Source organism: Actinoplanes palleronii, assembly GCF_016862315.1.
In the GTDB taxonomy this organism is placed as follows: Bacteria; Actinomycetota; Actinomycetes; order Mycobacteriales; family Micromonosporaceae; genus Actinoplanes; species Actinoplanes palleronii.
The window spans coordinates 16,518-35,576 of the sequence record NZ_BOMS01000015.1 but is presented as its reverse complement, the minus strand read 5'-3'; the positions used below and the strand labels follow the sequence as shown (position 1 = coordinate 35,576).

At 70.7% G+C, this 19,059-nt stretch carries 16 protein-coding genes; 2 read left to right on the top strand and 14 right to left on the bottom strand.

Annotation, left to right across the window (positions count from 1 at the left end):
• Window positions 1-12: 12 nt before the first annotated feature.
• From tpiA to rsgA, 11 genes are all read right to left on the bottom strand, one after another.
• Entirely contained in the window at window positions 13-804 is a 792-nt protein-coding gene (tpiA, locus tag Apa02nite_RS05980) for a triose-phosphate isomerase (RefSeq protein WP_067704206.1), read from the bottom strand.
• On the bottom strand, window positions 804-2,006 hold the full coding sequence (locus tag Apa02nite_RS05975) for a phosphoglycerate kinase (protein WP_203824204.1): 1,203 nt from the start codon (window positions 2,004-2,006) through the stop codon (window positions 804-806). The genes tpiA and Apa02nite_RS05975 overlap by 1 nt, the downstream gene beginning before the upstream one ends.
• Window positions 2,003-3,001, bottom strand: a complete 999-nt coding sequence (gene gap / locus Apa02nite_RS05970; protein WP_203824172.1) for a type I glyceraldehyde-3-phosphate dehydrogenase — start codon at window positions 2,999-3,001, stop codon at window positions 2,003-2,005. Before gap ends, Apa02nite_RS05975 begins: the two co-directional genes overlap by 4 nt.
• 407 nt (window positions 3,002-3,408) lie before the next feature.
• A complete protein-coding gene (gene whiA, locus Apa02nite_RS05965; protein ID WP_067704212.1) occupies window positions 3,409-4,389 on the bottom strand; it encodes a DNA-binding protein WhiA in 981 nt (326 codons plus the stop codon).
• A 58-nt stretch (window positions 4,390-4,447) separates the two neighbouring features.
• Window positions 4,448-5,506: a gluconeogenesis factor YvcK family protein gene (locus Apa02nite_RS05960; protein WP_239164148.1), complete on the bottom strand. Its 1,059-nt coding sequence runs from the start codon at window positions 5,504-5,506 to the stop codon at window positions 4,448-4,450.
• Complete coding sequence (rapZ, locus tag Apa02nite_RS05955) at window positions 5,503-6,405, bottom strand: RNase adapter RapZ (protein ID WP_067704218.1); 903 nt, start codon at window positions 6,403-6,405, stop codon at window positions 5,503-5,505. Before rapZ ends, Apa02nite_RS05960 begins: the two co-directional genes overlap by 4 nt.
• A 141-nt stretch (window positions 6,406-6,546) precedes the next feature.
• Window positions 6,547-8,508, bottom strand: a complete 1,962-nt coding sequence (gene uvrC / locus Apa02nite_RS05950) for an excinuclease ABC subunit UvrC (RefSeq protein ID WP_203824171.1) — start codon at window positions 8,506-8,508, stop codon at window positions 6,547-6,549.
• A gap of 110 nt (window positions 8,509-8,618) precedes the next feature.
• The gene (locus Apa02nite_RS05945; protein WP_083972428.1) at window positions 8,619-9,152 is read right to left on the bottom strand and encodes a Rieske (2Fe-2S) protein; all 534 of its coding nucleotides are present in this window, start codon (window positions 9,150-9,152) and stop codon (window positions 8,619-8,621) included.
• Between the two features lie 550 nt (window positions 9,153-9,702).
• Window positions 9,703-12,660 carry an excinuclease ABC subunit UvrA gene (gene uvrA, locus Apa02nite_RS05940; RefSeq protein ID WP_067704228.1) on the bottom strand — a complete coding sequence of 986 codons (2,958 nt, stop codon included), beginning with the start codon at window positions 12,658-12,660 and terminating at the stop codon, window positions 9,703-9,705.
• Window positions 12,661-12,787: 127 nt separating this feature from the next.
• Window positions 12,788-14,578 carry a hypothetical protein gene (locus Apa02nite_RS05935; protein WP_203824170.1) on the bottom strand — a complete coding sequence of 597 codons (1,791 nt, stop codon included), beginning with the start codon at window positions 14,576-14,578 and terminating at the stop codon, window positions 12,788-12,790.
• Between the two features lie 174 nt (window positions 14,579-14,752).
• On the bottom strand, window positions 14,753-15,784 hold the full coding sequence (gene rsgA / locus Apa02nite_RS05930) for a ribosome small subunit-dependent GTPase A (protein ID WP_203824169.1): 1,032 nt from the start codon (window positions 15,782-15,784) through the stop codon (window positions 14,753-14,755).
• A gap of 212 nt (window positions 15,785-15,996) precedes the next feature.
• Between rsgA and Apa02nite_RS05925 the strand changes: the two genes are divergently transcribed.
• Both Apa02nite_RS05925 and Apa02nite_RS05920 read left to right on the top strand, forming a co-directional pair.
• Window positions 15,997-16,698, top strand: a complete 702-nt coding sequence (locus tag Apa02nite_RS05925; protein ID WP_203824168.1) for a maleylpyruvate isomerase family mycothiol-dependent enzyme — start codon at window positions 15,997-15,999, stop codon at window positions 16,696-16,698.
• 1 nt (window position 16,699) lies between these two features.
• The gene (locus Apa02nite_RS05920; RefSeq protein WP_373872848.1) at window positions 16,700-17,350 is read left to right on the top strand and encodes an MBL fold metallo-hydrolase; all 651 of its coding nucleotides are present in this window, start codon (window positions 16,700-16,702) and stop codon (window positions 17,348-17,350) included.
• A 68-nt stretch (window positions 17,351-17,418) separates the two neighbouring features.
• On the opposite strand, the gene Apa02nite_RS05915 is transcribed toward Apa02nite_RS05920, so the two are convergent.
• The 3 genes from Apa02nite_RS05915 to Apa02nite_RS05905 all read right to left on the bottom strand — a co-directional run bounded on the left by Apa02nite_RS05915 (window position 17,419) and on the right by Apa02nite_RS05905 (window position 19,057).
• Entirely contained in the window at window positions 17,419-18,123 is a 705-nt protein-coding gene (locus Apa02nite_RS05915; RefSeq protein ID WP_203824166.1) for a hypothetical protein, read from the bottom strand.
• Window positions 18,124-18,136: 13 nt separating this feature from the next.
• On the bottom strand, window positions 18,137-18,649 hold the full coding sequence (locus tag Apa02nite_RS05910) for a SigE family RNA polymerase sigma factor (protein ID WP_067704246.1): 513 nt from the start codon (window positions 18,647-18,649) through the stop codon (window positions 18,137-18,139).
• Between the two features lie 105 nt (window positions 18,650-18,754).
• Window positions 18,755-19,057 (bottom strand): hypothetical protein, encoded by a 303-nt coding sequence (locus Apa02nite_RS05905; RefSeq protein ID WP_203824165.1) that lies wholly within the window; start codon window positions 19,055-19,057, stop codon window positions 18,755-18,757.
• Between the last annotated feature and the right edge of the window lie 2 nt (window positions 19,058-19,059).

The window sequence follows — 19,059 nt, the reverse complement described above, 5'->3', positions numbered from 1 at the left end:
GTTACACACTTCTCAGCGAGCGACGTGCTCCTTGAAGCGCACGATGGAGGCGAACTCCTCGGCGTCCAGGGCAGCACCGCCGACCAGGGCACCGTCCACGTCCGGTTTGGCCATGATCGAAGCGATGTTCGCCGCCTTGACCGATCCACCGTACTGGATGCGGACCGCCTCGGCGACGTCGCTGCCGTACTTCTCGGCCAGCCGGGCCCGGATGGCGCCACAGACCTCCTGCGCGTCCTCCGGCGTCGCGGTCTTGCCGGTGCCGATCGCCCAGACCGGCTCGTACGCGATGACGATCTGCTTGATCTGGTCTTCCTTGAGCCCGTCGAGGCCCGCGTCGACCTGCGCCGTGCAGTGCGCCACGTGCCCGGAGGCCTCCCGGATCGACAGACCCTCGCCGACGCAGAAGATCGGGGTCAGGCCGGCCGTGAAGGCCGCCTTGATCTTCGCGTTGACCAGCTCGTCGGTCTCGTCGTGGTACTCGCGGCGCTCGGAGTGGCCGATCGCCACGTAGGTGCAGCCGAGCTTCGCCAGCATCGAGCCGGCGATCTCCCCGGTGTACGCACCCGACGCGTGCTTGGAGATGTCCTGGGCGCCGTACGCGATCGCGAGCTTGTCGCCCTCGATCGCGGTCTGCACCGTGCGCAGGTCGGTGAACGGCGGCAGCACGACCGTCTCGACGGCCTCCAGCTGCTCACCGGTCAGGCTCGCCGCCAGCTTCTGGATCAGCAGATTCGCCTCGTAGTGGTTGAGGTTCATCTTCCAGTTACCGGCGATGATCGGCTTGCGGGTCACGTCACCCATCACTTCTCCAACGCGGCGACGCCCGGCAGCGTCTTGCCTTCGAGGTACTCCAGGGACGCGCCCCCACCGGTGGAGATGTGGCCGAACGCGGTCTCGTCCAGGCCGAGCGTGCGGACCGCGGCGGCCGAGTCGCCACCGCCGACGACCGAGAAGCCGTCGATCTTCGTGATCGCCTCGGCGACGCCACGGGTACCCGCGGCGAACGGGGCGAGCTCGAAGACGCCCATCGGGCCGTTCCAGAAGACCGTCTTGGCACCGGCGATCGCCGACGCGAAGAGCTCCGTCGACTTGGGGCCGATGTCGAGGCCGAGCCGGTCGGCGGGAATCTCGGAAATATCGTAAACGGCATGGTCCGCGTCAGCTGAGAACGCGGTTGCCGCCACGACGTCCACCGGGAGCACGATCCGACCGTCAGCCTGCTCCAGGAGCGAGGCACAGGTGGAGATCATCTCGGCCTCGAGGAGGGACTTGCCCACCTCGTGACCCTGCGCCTTGAGGAACGTGAAGCACATGCCGCCGCCGACGAGGAGCTTGTCCACCTTCGGCAGCAGCGCCTGGATCACGGCGAGCTTGTCGGAGACCTTCGAGCCGCCGAGGACGACGACGTAGGGATTCTCCGGGGTCTCGGAGACCTTGCGGAGCACCTCGACCTCTTTGACGACCAGGCCACCCGCGTAGTGCGGCAGCCGGGCCGGCACGTCGTACACCGAGGCGTGCTTCCGGTGCACCGCGCCAAAAGCGTCATCGACGTAGAAGTCTGCGAATTTCGCGAGCTGGTCGGCGAAAGCTCCGCGTTCCGCATCGTCCTTCGACGTCTCGCCCTTGTTGAACCGCAGGTTCTCCAGGAGCAGGACCTCACCGTCGGCGAGCGCGCCGACCTTGGCCTGCGCGTCCTCCCCCACGGTGTCGGACGCGAAAACGACCGCGGAACCGAGCAGCTCACCGAGCCGCGTCGCCACCGGCGCCAGGGTGAAAGCAGGGTCCGGCGCGCCCTTCGGACGGCCCAGGTGGGACGCCACGATCACGCGGGCGCCGGCGTCGCGCAGGGCGATCAGCGTCGGCAGCACCGCGCGGGCGCGGCCGTCGTCACTGATGACCCCGGGGTTGGCCTTGTCGAACGGGACGTTCAGGTCGGCGCGCACGAAGACGCGCCGACCCGATACACCCTCGCCGAGCAGGTCGTCGAGAGTCTTCAAGATCAGGCTCCGACGAGCTTGACCAGGTCGACGAGGCGGTTCGAGTAGCCCCACTCGTTGTCGTACCAGCCGACGACCTTGACCTGGTTGCCGATGACCTTGGTGAGGCCGGCGTCGAAGATGCAGGACGCCGGGTCGGTCACGATGTCCGAGGACACGATCGGGTCCTCGGTGTAGACCAGGATGCCCTTGAGCGGGCCGTCCGCGGCCGCCTTGATCGCGGCGTTGACCTCGTCGACCGTGGTGTCACGGGAAGCGGTGAAGGTCAGGTCGGTGGCCGAGCCGGTCGGGATCGGCACACGCAGCGCGAAGCCGTCCAGCTTGCCCTTGAGCTCCGGCAGCACCAGGCTGACGGCCTTGGCGGCGCCGGTCGAGGTCGGCACGATGTTCAGCGCGGCGGCGCGGGCGCGACGCAGGTCGCTGTGCGGGCCGTCCTGCAGGTTCTGGTCCTGGGTGTACGCGTGGATCGTGGTCATCAGACCCTTGTCGATCCCGATCGTGTCGTTCAGGACCTTCGCCATCGGGGCGAGGCAGTTCGTGGTGCAGGACGCGTTCGAGATGATGGTGTGCTTCGCGCCGTCGTACAGACCGTCGTTCACGCCCATCACGATCGTGATGTCCTCGTTCTTGGCCGGAGCCGAGATGATGACCTTCTTGGCGCCCTGGTCGACGTGCGCCTTGGCCTTGCTGGCGTCGGTGAAGAAGCCGGTCGACTCGATCACGACGTCGACACCCAGGTCGCCCCAGGGCAGCTTGTTCGGGTCACGCTCGGCGAACGCCTTGAAGGTCTTGCCCGCGACGGTGATCTCGTCGGCGGTGGCCTTCACCTCGTGCGGCAGGCGGCCCAGGATGCTGTCGTACTTCAGCAGGTGGGCAAGAGTGGCGTTGTCGGTCAGGTCGTTCACACCGACGATCTCGATGTCGGCTCCGGAGGCGAGAACCGCCCGGAAGAAGTTACGACCGATACGGCCGAAGCCGTTGATGCCAACCCGGATGGTCACAGGTGGTCTCCTCGTTTCGGTCCGCCGGAATCTGCGACCGGCGGAGAGTCTCGTGCCGACCGGGTGAGGGTCGGTACTAGGGGCGTCCGGCCGCCGCGCCCGAAGGAGCGAAAACGCCGCGCCAACACACTGTGGCGGCGTTACAGCGGGGGTTCGGCCGAACTGCCGGCACCGTCGCCGTCACCAGTGACCCTATCCGAGCCCGCCCGCCCGGGAAGCAGCGGGGCGCGACCTGAACGTTACCTAAATCGGATCACCGCGACGTCGCCGTCGCCTCCTGAAGCCTCCCGCGGACACCGCCCGGTAATAAAGGTCCAAAGGTCCCGGAAACGTTCCGGCCGAGGCCCCTCACGACCGCTTCTTCTCGGGTACGAGGTGAAGGCGGGTGACCGAAATCACCCACCCCCTCAACACGCCATCATCTCCGGGGTCACAGCGGCTTCCGTGTCGGGGATGCCCAGGTCGCGGGCGCGCTTGTCGGCCAGCGCCAGCAGCCGGCGGATCCGTCCCGCGATGGCGTCCTTGGTCAGCGGCGGGTCGGCCAGCGCGCCCAGCTCCTCCAGCGACGCCTGCCGGTGCTCCAGCCGCAGTTGGCCGGCCGAGGTCAGATGGTTCGGCGCCTCCTCGGAGAGGATCTCCAGCGCCCGGGTGACCCGGGCCGCCGCGGCCACCGCCGCCCGGGCCGAACGCCGCAGGTTCGCGTCGTCGAAGTTCGCGAGGCGGTTGGCCGTGGCCCGCACCTCACGCCGGACCCGGCGCTCCTCCCAGGCCAGCACGCTGGAGTGCGCGCCGATCCGGGTGAGCAGCGCCGCGATCGCGTCCCCGTCCTTGATCACAACCCGGTCCACCCCGCGGACCTCGCGCTCCTTCGCCGTGATCCCTATCCGCCGGGCAGCGCCACGCAGGGCGAGCGCCGCCTCCGGTCCCGGACAGGTGATCTCCAGCGCGCTGGAGCGGCCCGGCTCGGTGAGCGAGCCGTGCGCCATGAACGCGCCGCGCCAGGCGGCCACCGCGCAACAGACGTTCGCCGACACCACGTGCGGCGGCAGGCCACGGACCGGCCGGCCGCGCACGTCGAGCAGCCCGGTCTGCCGGGCCAGCGCCTCACCGTCCTTGACGATCCGGACGATGTAATGGCTGCCCTTGCGCAGCCCGCCGGAGGCCAGCACGTGGACCTCGCTGGGATAGCCGTACACGTCGGCGATCTCCCGGCGCAGCCGGCGCGCCACCGCGCCGGTGTCCAGCTCGGCCTCGACGACCACCCGGCCGGAGACGATGTGCAAGCCACCGGCGAACCGGAGCAGGGATGCCATCTCCGCCCGCCGGCAACAGGGCTTGGGCACGTCGACCCGGCTCAGCTCGTCTTTGACCGCTGCGGTCATCGCCATCGTGAATGTCACCTCATGCGCCGGATCTTGGACATTGTGTGTCGCACTACGCCAGTAATTAACGAGCGGCGCCCAATACTGGCACCAGTGCAACACCCAGTGCCTCAGGATCATGCCGTGGGCTGCCGTCGGCAACGGCGACGGGTGCCAATACCAGGTCGGCGCCCATCCGGCGGGCGGCGACGCGTACCGGCTCCGGCTCGCCGGCCCATTTCAGGTCGGCGAGCACGGTGTCCACCCGCAGCTCCGGCAGGTATCGGTGCAGGGTCTCCAGGTGCCCGGCGGCGGACAGCCCGCGGGTCTCCTTGTCGGTGCCCAGGTTGAGGGTTACCAGCCTGCGGGCCGGGCTGGCGACGACCGCCCGGGCCAGTCCGGGCACCAGCAGGTGCGGCAGCACACTGGTGAACCAACTGCCCGGACCGAAGATCAGCCAGTCGGCGGCGAGCACCGCCTCGACGGCCTGCGGACAGGCCGGCGGATCGGCCGGTTCCAGCCGCAACGACTCCACCCGGCCGTCGGCGACCGCCACCGAATGCTGACCCCGGACGGTGACCGTGTCACCCGGACGTGCAGGGTCGGAGCCCACCACGTCGGCCTCGATACCGACCGCGTACCGCGCCATCGGCAGCACCCGGCCCTGCGCGCCGACCATCTCGGCGGCGTGATCGAGGGCCTCGACCGGGTCGCCGAGCATCTCCATCAGGCCGAGCAGCAGCAGGTTGCCGACGGTGTGCCCGGCCAAGGTGTCCTTGCTGCGGTCGGCCCGCCGCTCGAGCCGGGGCCCGCGGCCGGTTCGCGGCTCGCCGTCGCCCGGCTCGGACATCACCGCGAACCGGTGCTGCATCAACCGGGCGGTGAGCTGCGCGGTGGGCTGCTGATCGGCCAGCGCGGCCAGGGCCTGACGCAGGTCACCCGGCGGCAGCAGGGCGTCCCGCTCGACCCGCAGGCGGCCGCTGGAACCCCCGTCGTCGCCGACCGTGACGATCGCGGTGATGGCCAGCGGCACCTCCGCCGCGGCGTGCCGCAGCGCCCGGAGCGAGGCGCTCAGCCCGTGCCCGCCGCCGAACGCCACCACCCGGACCGGCCGGTCCACCCGGCCCTCGGCCGCGGCGGTCACTCCCGCCCCAGGTCACGATGCGAGGCGTGCGCCGACAGACGCATCCCGCTCAATCGTGAAGTCAACTCCTCGGTTATCGCCACGCTCCGGTGTTTGCCACCGGTGCACCCGATCGCGACCGTCAGGTATCGCTTGCCCTCGCGCTCGAAGCCCGGCGCGGTCGCCGCGATCAGGCCGGCGTACGTCGCCACGAAGTCGGTGGCGCCCTCCTGACCGAGCACGTAGCTGCTCACGCCCTCCTCGAGGCCGGTGTGCTCGCGCAGCTCCGGCACCCAGAACGGGTTGGGCAGGAACCGGGCGTCGAGCACGTAGTCGGCGTCCGGTGGCAGGCCGTACTTGAAACCGAACGAGAGGACGGTGATCCGCAGTTTGCGGGCGTCCTCGCCACCGAACAGTTCCTCCACCCGGCGCCGGAGCTGGTTCACGTTCAGGTGGCTGGTGTCGATGATCACGTCGGCGTGCTCACGGGCCTCGGCGAGCAGCTTGCGCTCGGCGGCGATCCCGTCGGCCAGCCGGCCGTCACCCTGCAGCGGGTGCGAGCGGCGCACCGACTCGAAGCGCCGGATCAGCACCTCGTCGTCGGCGTCCACGAACACCACCCGCGGCGAGAAACCGCGCTCCTTGAGGGCCCGCACCGCGCCCGCGAGGTCGGTGGAGAACGCGCGGCTGCGCACGTCCAGCACCATCGCGGTGCGCCGGGCCGCGCCGCCGGCGGCGAAGGCCAGCTCGGCCATCTCCAGCATCAGCGCCTGCGGCAGATTGTCGACCACATAGAACCCGACGTTCTCCAGGGCCCGGGCCACCGTGCTGCGGCCGCCACCGGAGAGCCCGGTGACCACCACCAGGTCAGTACCGGCTTCGTCCGGGTCGACCACGTCGCCGGGTCCGAACTCGGGCATCGCTTCCGTCACGCACGCCTCCCGCGTCGCTTCGCCCGCACCCGTCGGGCGGACACAACATGGTAGTCCGATGAGTACCGCCCGGACCGCCGGACAGGTTGTCCGCCGCCGGAACCCGGCCCGATCATCTGCTGTTCCTCCTCAGTTCGGCGCCGCCGCGGGATTCAGCGCGGCCAGCACCGCCTCGGCGGTCCGCCGGCCGATCCCCGGCACCTCGATGATCTCCTCCGGGGTGGCCGCGGCGAGGCGCTTCACCGATCCGAAGTGCCGCAGCAACGCCTTGCGCCGGGTCTCGCCCAGCCCGGCGACGCCGTCCAGCGCCGACTCGGTCATCCGTTTCGAGCGGCGCTGCCGGTGGAACGTGATGGCGAACCGGTGCGCCTCGTCCCGCACCCGTTGCAGCAGGTAGAGCGCCTCCGAGGTGCGCGGCAGGATGACCGGGAAGTCGTCGCCCGGCAGCCACACCTCCTCCAGGCGCTTGGCCAGCCCGCACAGCGCGACGTCGGTGACACCCATCTCGGCGAGCACGGTGGCGACCGCGTTCACCTGCGGCTGGCCGCCGTCCACCACGATCAGCTGAGGCGGGTACGCGAAGCGCCGCGGCTTGCCGGTCAGCGGATCGATGCCGGGCAGCTCCCCGGACGGCTCGGCGGCCGGGTCCGGCTCGGCGGCCGGGTCGGGCGCGTCCGCGACCGCCTGCGCCTTGTACCTCGCGAAGCGGCGCCGCATCACCTCGCTCATCGCGGCGAGGTCGTCCAGCCCGCTGCCGTCCGGGTTGCCCCGGACCGCGAACCGCCGGTACTCCGCCTTGCGGGCCAGGCCGTCCTCGAAGACCACCATCGAGGCCACCACGTCGGTGCCCTGGATGTGCGAGACGTCATAACACTCGATGCGCAGCGGAGCGGTGTCCAGCCCGAGCGCCTCGGCGATCTCCTCGAGGGCCTTGTTGCGGGTGGTCAGGTCACCGGCCCGGCGCAGCTTGTGCCGCTGCAGCGACTCGCCGGCGTTGCGGGCCACGGTCTCCATCAGCGAGCGCTTGTCGCCACGCTGCGGCACCCGCAGGCTGACCCGGCTGCCCCGGCGCTCGGAGAGCCAGTCGGCGAGCGCCTCGGCGTCGTCGGGCAGCTCCGGGACCAGCAGCTCGCGCGGGACGTCGGCCTCACCCTCGGACTCGCCGTACGTCTGGGTGCAGAAGTGGTGGACCAGGTCGCCGGCGGTGAGGTTCTCCACCTTCTCCACCACCCAGCCGCGCTGGCCGCGGATCCGGCCGTCGCGGACGTTGAAGACCTGCACGGCGGCCTCGAGCGGGTCTTCAGCGAACGCGACCACGTCGGCGTCGGTGCCGTCGCCGAGCACCACGGTCTGTTTCTCCATGGCCCGGCGCAGCGCCGCGATGTCGTCACGCAGCCGGGCCGCGCGCTCGAACTCCAGCTCCTCGGAGGCGTCCAGCATGTCGCGCTCGAGCCGCTTCACGAACGCGTCGGTCTTGCCGGCCATGAAGTCGCAGAAGTCGTCGACGATCGCGCGGTGCTGTTCGGCGCTGACCTGGCCGGTGCACGGGGCGGAGCACTTGCCGATGTAACCGAGCAGGCAGGGCCGGCCGATCTGGGCGGACCGTTTGAAGACGCCGGTCGAGCAGGTGCGGGCCGGGAAGACCCGGAGCAGCAGGTCGAGCGTCTCGCGGATGGCCCAGGCGTGCGAATACGGCCCGAAATAGCGGACGCCTTTTCGCTTGGCGCCCCGCATGACCTGCAGTCGCGGATATTCTTCGTTCAGGGTGACGGCGAGGAACGGGTACGACTTGTCGTCGCGGTACTTCACGTTGAAGCGCGGGTCGAACTCCTTGATCCAGGAGAACTCCAGCTGCAGCGCCTCGACCTCGGTGCCGACCGTCACCCAGTCGACGCCGGCGGCGGTGGTGACCATCTGCTGGGTCCGCGCGTGCAACGACCACAGGTCGGCGAAGTACGAATTGAGCCGGCTCCGCAGGCTCTTCGCCTTGCCGACATAGATCACCCGGCCGGCCGGATCGCGGAAACGGTAGACGCCCGGAGCGTCGGGAATGGTACCGGGCGCCGGACGATAAGTGGACGGGTCTGGCACAACCCCAACAGTAGTGCCTGGGACTGACATGATTGCCCGACCGGAGGTCCGGTGCCGCCGCCACGGCGCCGGATCTCCGGCCTGTGCTCAGAACCCCTCGGACACCTTGCTCACGCGGCGACGATGTTCTCGCCGTCGACCTTGACCTTGGTCTCGGCCAGCGGCTTGGGCGCCGGGCCACCGGCCACCGAGCCGTCCTTGATCGAGAACTTGGCGCCGTGGCACGGGCAGTTGATCGTGCCGTCCTTCACCTCGCTGACCTCGCAGCCCTGGTGGGTGCAGATCTTGGTGAACGCCTTGAAGGTGCCCTGGGTGGGCTGGGTGATGACGTAGTCACCCTGGATGATGCCGCCGCCCGAGGGCACGTCGGCGACCAGCGCGAGCGAGGCGCCGGCCGCGCCGCCGCCACTGTCGCCACCGGTGGTGCCGCCACCGGTCGTGGTGCCCTTGCTGCCGGCCGGGCCCGGCTCGGCCTCGAAGTCGGAGCCGTTCGGGTTGGTGCCGGTCGTGGCGGTGCCGCAGGCGGCCAGGACCGCGGCGGCGCCGAGACCGCCGGCGCCCAGCAGGACGCAACGGCGGGTCGACGCGGTGCCCGTCTGCGCCACCTCGGTCTCGACGTCGGCCCTCGTCTGCACGTCAGTCATGTGTCGCCCCTCCAAGTACCTGGTCCACGTCTGATCTCACGCGGAGTCGCCCCTGAGTACGGGGGCGCCACCACGATCGGTTCATGCGTGCGGCGAGATTAACCCGCGCTGTGCCGCGGCGGATTCCCCCGATTCGCACACATCCGGACGTCCTGTTTGCCGCACTTGCGGCACCGTTGTCGTCCGGGGTCGACCTTAAAAGACCCAGCCGCCGGACTGTCTATGAGTCCCCTAAGAAATTTCTAAAATCAAATTTCCCGCAGTGGCGCATCCCGCCCTCAATCCGGCCGGGGCAGCGGGCCACGCAGGACAGCCCCGGGCCGACGCCCGCGCAGGACAGCCCCGGGGAGACGCCCGCGCACAGTGCGCCGCCCCGGCTGGTCCTCACGGCCCTTTCCCGCCCGCGATAACGGCCGCCAGCACCAGCCGAGCCCAGCCAGCGAGCACTCACCGTGGTGTCCCGACCGTTTCCGCAACGCAGCCCTGCAGACCGGGAGGAAACACGACGGACCGGCCCGGGAAGCCCCGAGCCGGTCCGTCGACGGCGGATCTAGACCGCGGCCTTGGCCCGCGACCGGGTCGCCCGCGGCTTGGTCGCCACCGCCTTCTCCCCGTTCGCCTTGGCGCCCCGGGCGCTGGCGGCAGCCGCGCCGCCACCCTCACCCGTCAGGCCGAGCATGTGCCGCAGGTACTGACCGGTGTGGCTGGACGGCACCTCGGCCAGCTCCTCCGGCGTGCCGGTGGCCAGCACCAGACCGCCCTTGCTGCCGCCCTCCGGGCCCATGTCGATCAGCCAGTCGGCCGTCTTGATCACGTCGAGGTTGTGCTCGATCGTGATGACCGTGTTGCCCTTGTCGACCAGGCCGTTGAGCACGATCAGCAGCTTGCGGATGTCTTCGAAGTGCAGGCCGGTGGTCGGCTCGTCGAGCACGTAGACGGTCCGGCCGGTGGAGCGTTTCTGCAGCTCGGAGGCGAGCTTGACGCGCTGCGCCTCACCACCGGAGAGGGTGGTCGCGGGCTGGCCGAGACGCACGTATCCGAGGCCGACGTCGACCAGGGTGCGCAGGTGCCGGTGGATGGCCGGCAGCGCCGAGAAGAACTCGGCACCCTCCTCGATCGGCATCTCCAGCACCTCGGAGATGGTCTTGCCTTTGTAGTGCACCTCGAGGGTCTCCCGGTTGTACCGGGCGCCCTTGCAGACCTCGCAGGGGACGTACACGTCCGGCAGGAAGTTCATCTCGATCTTGATGGTGCCGTCGCCGGAGCAGTTCTCGCAGCGGCCGCCCTTGACGTTGAACGAGAACCGGCCCGGGCCATAACCCCGCACCTTGGCCTCGGCGGTCTCCGCGAACAGCTTGCGGACGTGGTCGAAGACGCCGGTGTACGTCGCCGGGTTGGACCGCGGGGTGCGGCCGATCGGCGACTGGTCCACGCCGACGACCTTGTCCACGTGCTCCAGGCCGGTGACCTTGGTGTGCCGGCCGGGCACCTGCCGGGCCTTGTTGATCTGGTTCGCCATCACGGTGTGCAGGATGTCGTTGACCAGGGTCGACTTGCCCGAGCCGCTGACACCGGTGACCGCGATGAACTGGCCGAGCGGGAACGGCACGGTCAGGTTGCGCAGGTTGTGCTCGCGCGCGCCGTGCACGACCACCTCGCGGCCCGCGGTCTGCGGGCGCCGGGCCTCCGGCAGCGGGATCGACTTGCGGCCGGAGAGATAGGCCCCGGTCGGCGACTTCTCGTTGGCCAGCAGCCCCTCGACCGAGCCGCTGTGCACGATGTGCCCGCCGTGCTCGCCGGCGCCCGGGCCGATGTCGACGATCCAGTCCGCGGTACGGATGGTGTCCTCGTCGTGCTCCACCACGATCAGGGTGTTGCCAAGGTCACGCAGCCGGACCAGGGTCTCGATCAGCCGGTGGTTGTCCCGCTGGTGCAGCCCGATGGACGGCTCGTCCAGCACGTACAGCACGCCGACCAGGCCGGAGCCGATCTGGGTGGCGAGCCGGATGCGCTGCGCCTCGCCGCCGGAGAGGGTGCCGGCGCCACGGTCCAGGGAGAGGTAGTCCAGGCCGACGTCGAGCAGGAAGCGCAGCCGGGCGTTGATCTCCTTGAGCACCCGCTCGGCGATCAGCTTCTGCCGGTCGTCGAGCTCGAGCGTGGAGAGCAGCTCGGAGCACTCGCCGATGGAGAGGTTGCACACCTCGGCGATGTTCTTGCCGGCCACGGTGACCGCGAGCACCTCGGGCTTGAGCCGGGCGCCGCCGCACACCGAGCAGGGCACGTCGCGCATGTACCCCTCATACTTGTCGCGCGACCAGTCGCTCTCGGTGTCGTTGTGCCGCCGCTCGATCCACTGCACCACGCCCTCGAAGCCGGTGTAGTAGGAGCGCTCCCGGCCGTACTTGTTGCGGTAGCGCACGTGGACCTGGTCTTCCGACCCGTACAGGATGGTTTTTTGTGCCTGGTTGGGCAGGGCCCGCCAGGGCACGTCGAGCTTGAAGCCCTCGGCCTTGGCCAACGCTTCCAGCAGGCGCAGGAAATACTCCTGGGTGGTGCCGCCGGCCCACGGCTGGATCGCGCCCTCGTTGAGGCTCTTCTCCTCGTCGGGCACGAGCAGTTCGGCGTCGACCTCCTTCTTGGTGCCGAGGCCGGAGCACTCCGGGCAGGCGCCGTAGGGAGCGTTGAACGAGAAGACCCGCGGTTCGAGGTCCTCGATCGCCAGGGGGTGGTCGTTCGGGCAGGCCAGGTGCTCGGAGAAGCGGCGCTCGCGCTCCGGGTCGTCCTCCGGCAGGTCGACGAAGTCGAGCAGCAGGATGCCGCCGGCCAGGCCCAGTGCGGACTCCACCGAGTCGGTCAGCCGCTGCTTGCTGCTCGCCTTGACGCTCAGCCGGTCGACCACCACCTCGATGGTGTGCTTCTCCTGCTTCTTCAGCTTCGGCGGCTCGGTGAGCGGGTGCACCACACCGTTGACCCGGGCCCGGGCATAGCCCTTGGCCTGGAGCTCGGCGAAAAGATCGACATACTCCCCCTTGCGGCCGCGGACCACCGGGGCGAGGACCATGAAGCGGGTGCCCTCGGGCATCGCGAGGACCCGGTCGACGATCTGCTGCGGGGTCTGCTTGCTGATCCGCTCTCCGCAGACCGGGCAGTGCGGGACGCCGGTGCGGGCGAACAGCAGGCGCAGGTAGTCGTAGACCTCGGTGATGGTGCCGACGGTCGAACGCGGGTTGCGCGAGGTCGATTTCTGGTCGATCGAGACGGCCGGGGACAGGCCCTCGATGAAGTCGACGTCCGGCTTGTCCATCTGGCCGAGGAACTGCCGCGCGTACGACGACAGGGACTCGACGTACCGCCGCTGCCCCTCGGCGAAGATCGTGTCGAACGCGAGGCTGGACTTGCCCGACCCGGACAGCCCGGTGAAGACGATCAGGGCGTCGCGGGGCAGGTCGAGGTTGACGTCGCGAAGGTTGTGCTCGCGAGCGCCACGAATAGTCAGTCGGTCGGCCACTGCCAGCCTCTCCGTACATGTGTATGAGTCGAGCAGACACTCTAGCGACGGGGTATGACATTTTTCGTCGGCCTAGACGGAGCGCCTCTCACATGACGGACATTCCCGCAGAACGGGCGGATGAACGTCACCCGCCGGAGGGATCCCGCAGAGCCCAGATCTCCACGCCGCCGACACTCTCCGGCTCGCCCAGCACGTCGACCAGGGTGGCCCGCAGCGCCACCGCGTTCGGGGTCTGCGGCACCAGCACCACCACCGCCGCCCGCCAGTACGCCAGGTCGGCCCGGACCCGGTCCCGCTCGACCGTGGTCAGGTACGGCCGCATCCCGGTCAGCTGCACCCGGATCAACAGCTGGGAGGTGAACCGGTCGGGCGCCTTCCACGACCCGGTGTCGTCGGCGGGCGGGTTCGCCGGGCCCATGAAGTAGCCGCGCGGCACCGCGAAGTCCAGGTTCTGCAGGGTGGCCCAGCGCTGCCCGGTCCGGCCCACTGTCACGTCCGGCAGCGGCACGGTGACCAGCGTCCGGCCCTCCGGCACATACTGCTTCCACAGCCCGGCGGTGAGGAACGCGGGCATCGGGTCGCCCTGCACCACCGGCACCGGCTTCGGGAAGAGCGGGACCAGGGCCAGGGCCATCCCGATCCAGAACCGCCGGCGGCGGGCCGGGGACGACTCGCGGATCCGGTCGGCGGCCAGCGCCAGCAGGATCCCGGCGATGGTGGCCGGCACCATGGCGAACCGGGTGACGCTCACCAGGTCGATCACCGGGATGTGGCTGACCAGCCCGAACGGCAGCGGGATGCCGGTACGCACGCCACCCGCCTGCAGGCGCGGCCCCATCGAGGCGAGCAGCAGCACCAGCCCGGCGATCGCCGCGGACCGGGCGGCCGCCGAGCGCCACAGCATCACCGTCGACACCACGATCATGATCAGGCCGAACGGCCCGAAGAACGTGTTGTCCTCGGTGGCGCTGACGCTCAGCCGGTCCATCGCCTCCGTCCCGGCGATCGACTGCCGCGGGAACGCCGCGATCGACCACAGGTCGGTGACGAAGTCGCTCGGCGCGAACGGCTGGCCGTGGTAGTTGCCCGGCGCGAAGAACTGGTACCAGAGCGGGTAGCCGGCCAGCACCAGCGCGACCCCCGCGGCGACGCCGAGCCCGGCCGTGAACCGCTTGGCCACCTCGTGGACCTCCCGCGGGCGCATCGCGGCGTAGGCGAGCACGAAGACCGCCAGGGTGAGCGCGAGGAAGAGCAGCGTCTCCTCGTTGATGAAGATCTGCACCACGATCAGCAGGCCCAGGACGATCCCGCCGCGCACCGCCCGGCCCGGCTCGCGCAGCCGCAGCACCTGCCACAGGATGATCGGGACGAGGTACTGATTGACGAAGTTCACGTGCCCGCTGGCGTGCGAGATCATCGTCGGCGCGAAGCCGCACCAGAGCGCACCGATCGCCGCCGCCACCCGGCTGCGCACCAGGTGCCGGGCGAAGAGCCAGTACCAGGCCGTCGCGGTGCCGGCCAGACCCAGCGTGAGCAGCAGCGCGACCGAGACGCCGCCGCCGAGGAAGTGGGTCACCGGTGCGAGCGGCAGGCTGAGCGCCAGGACCGCGGTGTTCGCCATCATGTTCACGCCGACCGGCGCGTTCAGGTGGCTCTCGAAGAACGGTGAGGCGCCGTCGAAGACCACCCGCTCGCCGTGCGCCAGCATGAACAGGAAGATGCCGTGGTCGTCGTCGTTGCGGTCGAGGATCCGGCCGTTCGGGTCGATCCAGAGCCGGATCAGCACGAACACCGCGAGCGCGAGGAAGCCCAGCACGACCCACAGATCGCTCCGCCGCCACCGGCGGAAACCGGCTCCGATCTGCTCGGATACCGGCACGACCTGTTTCTCGAGCAACTCCTCCGCCGCGCGCATCGGGCGGATTCTGCCAGAGCCACCTGACCATCCGGCAAACGCGGCGCAGCTGCGGGGCACGGTGTGAGGTGCGCTTACGCTTCCGCTGAGGTCCTTCTCACCCCTTTTCCGGTACGAGGTGAAAGCCGCCCGGTCACCCGCCCGGGCAGCTCTGCCCCTCGTACCGGAAAAAGGTCAGTGCGGCCGGCGGCGCGGAGCGGTCGCCAAGCGGACGGTCCGGCGCCGGCTCTCCACCGCGACCTCGCGCCGCAGCTTCCGCCAGCTGTCCAGGCGGCGAGGCGGCAGGACGCCGTCGGCGAGCGCGGCCTGCACGGCGCACCCGGGTTCGACCTCGTGCCCGCAGTCGTCGAAGCGGCAGTGCCCGGCCAGCTCGACCACGTCGGCGAACGCCCGTTCCAGGCCGGAGCCGGTGTCGAGCAGGCCGACCCCGCGGATGCCCGGGGTGTCCAGCACGCAGCCGCCACCCGGCACGGTGACCAGATTCCGGTACGCCGTGGTGTGCCGGCCCTTGCCGTCCGCGTCCCGGATCGCCTGCACCGGCATCACCGTCGTGCCGGCCAGCGCGTTGGCGAGCGTCGATTTACCGGCGCCGGACCTGCCGAGCAGGGCCAGGGTGCGGCCCGGTGCGACGAACTCGCGCAGCCGGTCCAGCCCGTCGCCACGGTGCACGCTGACCGGGACGACCGGGACGCCGGGGGCGAGCTCGGCGAGCTGCCGGGCCACCGCCTGCGGATCCGGCGCGGTGTCGCTCTTGGTGAGCACCAGGATCGGGTCGGCGCCGGACTCGAAGGCCAGCGCCAGCAGCCGTTCCACCCGGGCGTCGTTCGGCTCGGGGAAGATCGGCTCGACCACCGCGACGGTGTCCATGTTGGCGGCGAGCACCTGGCCGGAGGAGTCCTTGTCGGCGGTGCGCCGGATCAGCGCGGTCCGCCGGGGCAGCACCAGCTCCAGGGTGACCCGGCGGTCGGGCCAGTCGCGCAGCACCACCCAGTCACCGGCACAGGGCAGCCGGGACGGGTCGCGGGCCGTCTCGAGCAGCGCGTTGCCGCCCAGACTGGCCCGGGTCACGCCGGTCGCGGTGAGCACGGTGCTGACCCCACGGTCGGCGCGCAGCACCCGGCCGGGCACGGTGTCCTTGCGGTCGAAAGGACGGTAGGAGGAGAGGAAGGTCTCGTCCCAGCCGAGCTGGGACAGGTCGAACGACATGGGAACCCTTTACGGTCGAGTAGGGGCGAAGGCCCCCGGGTGAAGGGACGCGAGATCAGCGGACAACACGTGCCTCACCTCCTCCGCGGGTTCGTTGTGAGCGACGCGTCTCGGGATCGACGGTACGGTCACGGTCATCACCGCGAAAGCGAATTCCGCGGTGCGGCGCACAGCGCTCGGGCAAGCGCCCGGAACCGGCTAGGGTCGGTCCCGTGACGATCGACCCACTGGTCCTGATGACCGACGTCGAGCAGGCCACCGAGACGCTGCTGCGGACCGCCGAGGGCCTCGACGACTCGGTGATCGGGACGCCGTCCGCGCTGCCCGGCTGGACCGTCGGGCACGTCCTGACCCACGTGGCCCGCAACGCCGACGCCTATACGAACCTGCTGACCTGGGCGCGCACCGGGGTGGAGACCCCGGCCTACGCCACGGCGGACGCGCGGGAGGCGGGCATCACGGCCGGCGCCGCCCGGCCGCTCGCCGAGCAGGTCGCCGACATCCGCGCCGCGCACGAGCGGTTCGCCGACGCGGCCGCCGCGATGCCGGCCGCCGCCTGGACGTTCCACCTGCCGGCCATCAACCGGTCCGCGGCCGCGGTGCCCTGGGCCCGGCTGCGCGAGGTCGAGGTGCACCACGTCGACCTCGGCCTGGCGTATTCCCCGGCCGACTGGTCGGAGGCGTTCGCGCTGCGGCTGCTCCGGGAGATCGCCGGCGACCTGCCGGCCTCGGCGCCGGCCATGGTCCTGCACCCGGCCGCGGTCGACCACGCGATCGTGATCGGCTCGGCGGACGGCCCGGCGATCGGCGGACCGCTCCGCTCGATCGCCGGTTGGCTGTCCGGCCGCGCCGACGGCACCGACCTGACCGTCTCGCCCGACGGCGAACTCCCCCAGCCCGCTCGGTGGAAGTGAGATCCCGATGACCGACGATTACACCGGTACCGCGCCCGGCACCCGTGACCTCGGCGGCGGCCTGACCCTGCGCAAGGTGTCGGTCGGCCCGATGGACAACAACGCCTACCTGCTGACCGCCGGCACCGACCAGCTGCTCATCGACGCCGCGAACGACGCCGCCGACCTGCTGAAGCTGGCCGGCGACGCGGGCCTGCGCACGGTGGTCACCACCCACCAGCACCACGACCACTGGTACGCCCTGGCCGAGGTGGTCGCGGCCACCGGCGCGCAGTCGCTGGCCCACACGGCCGACGCCGGCGCCCTGCCGGTGGTCACCGGCACACTGCGCGACGGCGACGTCGTCGAGGTCGGCGCGCACACACTCGAAGTGATCCACGTGGTGGGCCACACGCCCGGCTCGATCGTGCTGGCCTACCAGGAACCGGACGGCGGCCGGGTGCACCTGTTCACCGGCGACAGCCTCTTCCCGGGCGGGGTCGGCAACACCCGCGGCGTGAAGGAGAACTTCACCTCACTGATCAACGACGTCGAGCACAAACTGTTCGACCGCTTCCCGGACGACACCTGGTTCTACCCGGGCCACGGCAAGGACTCGACGCTCGGCGCCGAGCGCCCCCACCTGGCCACCTGGCGTGCGCGGGGGTGGTAGACGTGTAAGCCGCCGGATCCGGGCGATTGGCGCGTCCGGATCCGGCGGCTTCGTCGGTACTACTCGGGTCAGCCCCGGCCCTGCTTGGCGTTCGGGTTGACGTGGATGCCCTCGGCGAACTCGACGATCTGGTCGGCGGACCAGCCGATGCCGTCCCAGACCTGGATCTGCAGGTTCACGCCGGACGGCTGCGCGACGTAGAGGGTCCGGCCGTCCTTGGCGCCCTCTTTCTTGACCAGGGTGGCCTTCTTGCCGCCGACCTTGACGGCCTCGCCGGCCGGCGTGCCCTGCTCGTCGAGCGACTGCAGCGTCACGACGACCTTGCCGACGAAGCTGTACGGGTCGGTGTCCGCCTCGTTGCCCTGCGGCTCCGCGCTGTTCCGCGGCTTGGCACCCTCCGGGGCCAGGGTCAGCAGGTTCTCGTCGAGTCCCTGGACCTCCCAGCCGGCCGGAACCTTGTCGATGGAGAAGCCGGCGGGCTGCTCCCCCTTGTAGGCCACCAGCGCGAACGCGGCGCTCGTGGTCACGCCGGTGGTGGCCGTGGCGGTCGTGGCGGCGGCCTGCGGGGTGCTGGGCGCCGGGGTGCTCGTGGTGGTGAACGCGACGGCCGCGGCGGCGACCACGATCGCGAACGCCGAGCCGGTGGCCGCCTGCAGCGCCCGGCGGCGGCGCAGCGCGCCCCGGCCGCGGGCCAGGTCGGCGTCGGTCTGTGCGGTGGTGGGAGCGGCCGGGGAACCGGCCAGGGCTTCGAACTGCTCACGCAGGTTCGTCATGGTGATCCTCTGCTCAGAGGTGGGCGAGTGACGGGTTCTGACCGATGACCGTCCGGAGCCGGTCGAGGGCCCGGGCGGTCTGGCTCTTCACCGTTCCCTCGGAACAACCGAGGGCGTCGGCGGTGTCAGCGACGTCGAGGTCGTAGAAGTAGCGGAAGACCAACGCCGCCCGCATCCGTGGTGGCAGCTGCTTCAGGGCCGCGCGCAGCCCGTCCGCCACCTCACCCTGTGCCACCTGTTCGGCGCCGGCCCGGTCGGGCACGTCTGCCATCGACTCCTCCCGGCGCCGCCACCAGCGCCGCCGCTCGTCGGTGAGCGCGTTGACCAGCACCCGGCGCAGATAACCGTCCGGGTTGTCGGCACGCTGGAACGCCGGCCACGCCACGTACAGCTTGGTCAGCGTCGACTGGACCAGATCCTCGGCCAGGTGCGCGTCACCCGCCGTGAGCAGAGTGGCCGTACGCACCAGGCCGGATCTCCGGGACACCACGAAGCGGTGGAATTGCTCGTCACGCTCGCTTCTCACAAGGCCTCCTTCGCTGTCACACCTCCCTGACGACTCCCGTTGCCGCCGGGTTGCACGCCGGTCAGAAATAGGTGGCCGTGCGCACCCGCCGGTCGCCGCCGGGGCTCAGGTGGAGCTCGCCGTGGAAGTAGTCCAGGTCCTGCTCGCCGGCGGTGAGCAGCTCGCCGGTGGCGACGTCCGAGACGTCGAGGCGGTTCCCGGCGGTCCGGCGGGGCCGGTGTGCAGCCGGAGCTGTCCTTGCCGGGCCGCGGTGGCGAGGTGCCGCCACGTTCCGGAGCCGATGTCCCAGCGGCCGACCCGGCCGGTGTCGTCAAGGGTCAGCCAGGAGCCGGGGGCGCCACCCGGCGCCAGGTCGAGCACGGTGCCGGCCTCGGCGGGCAGCGAGGACTCGATCATGTTCGTCAGCACCG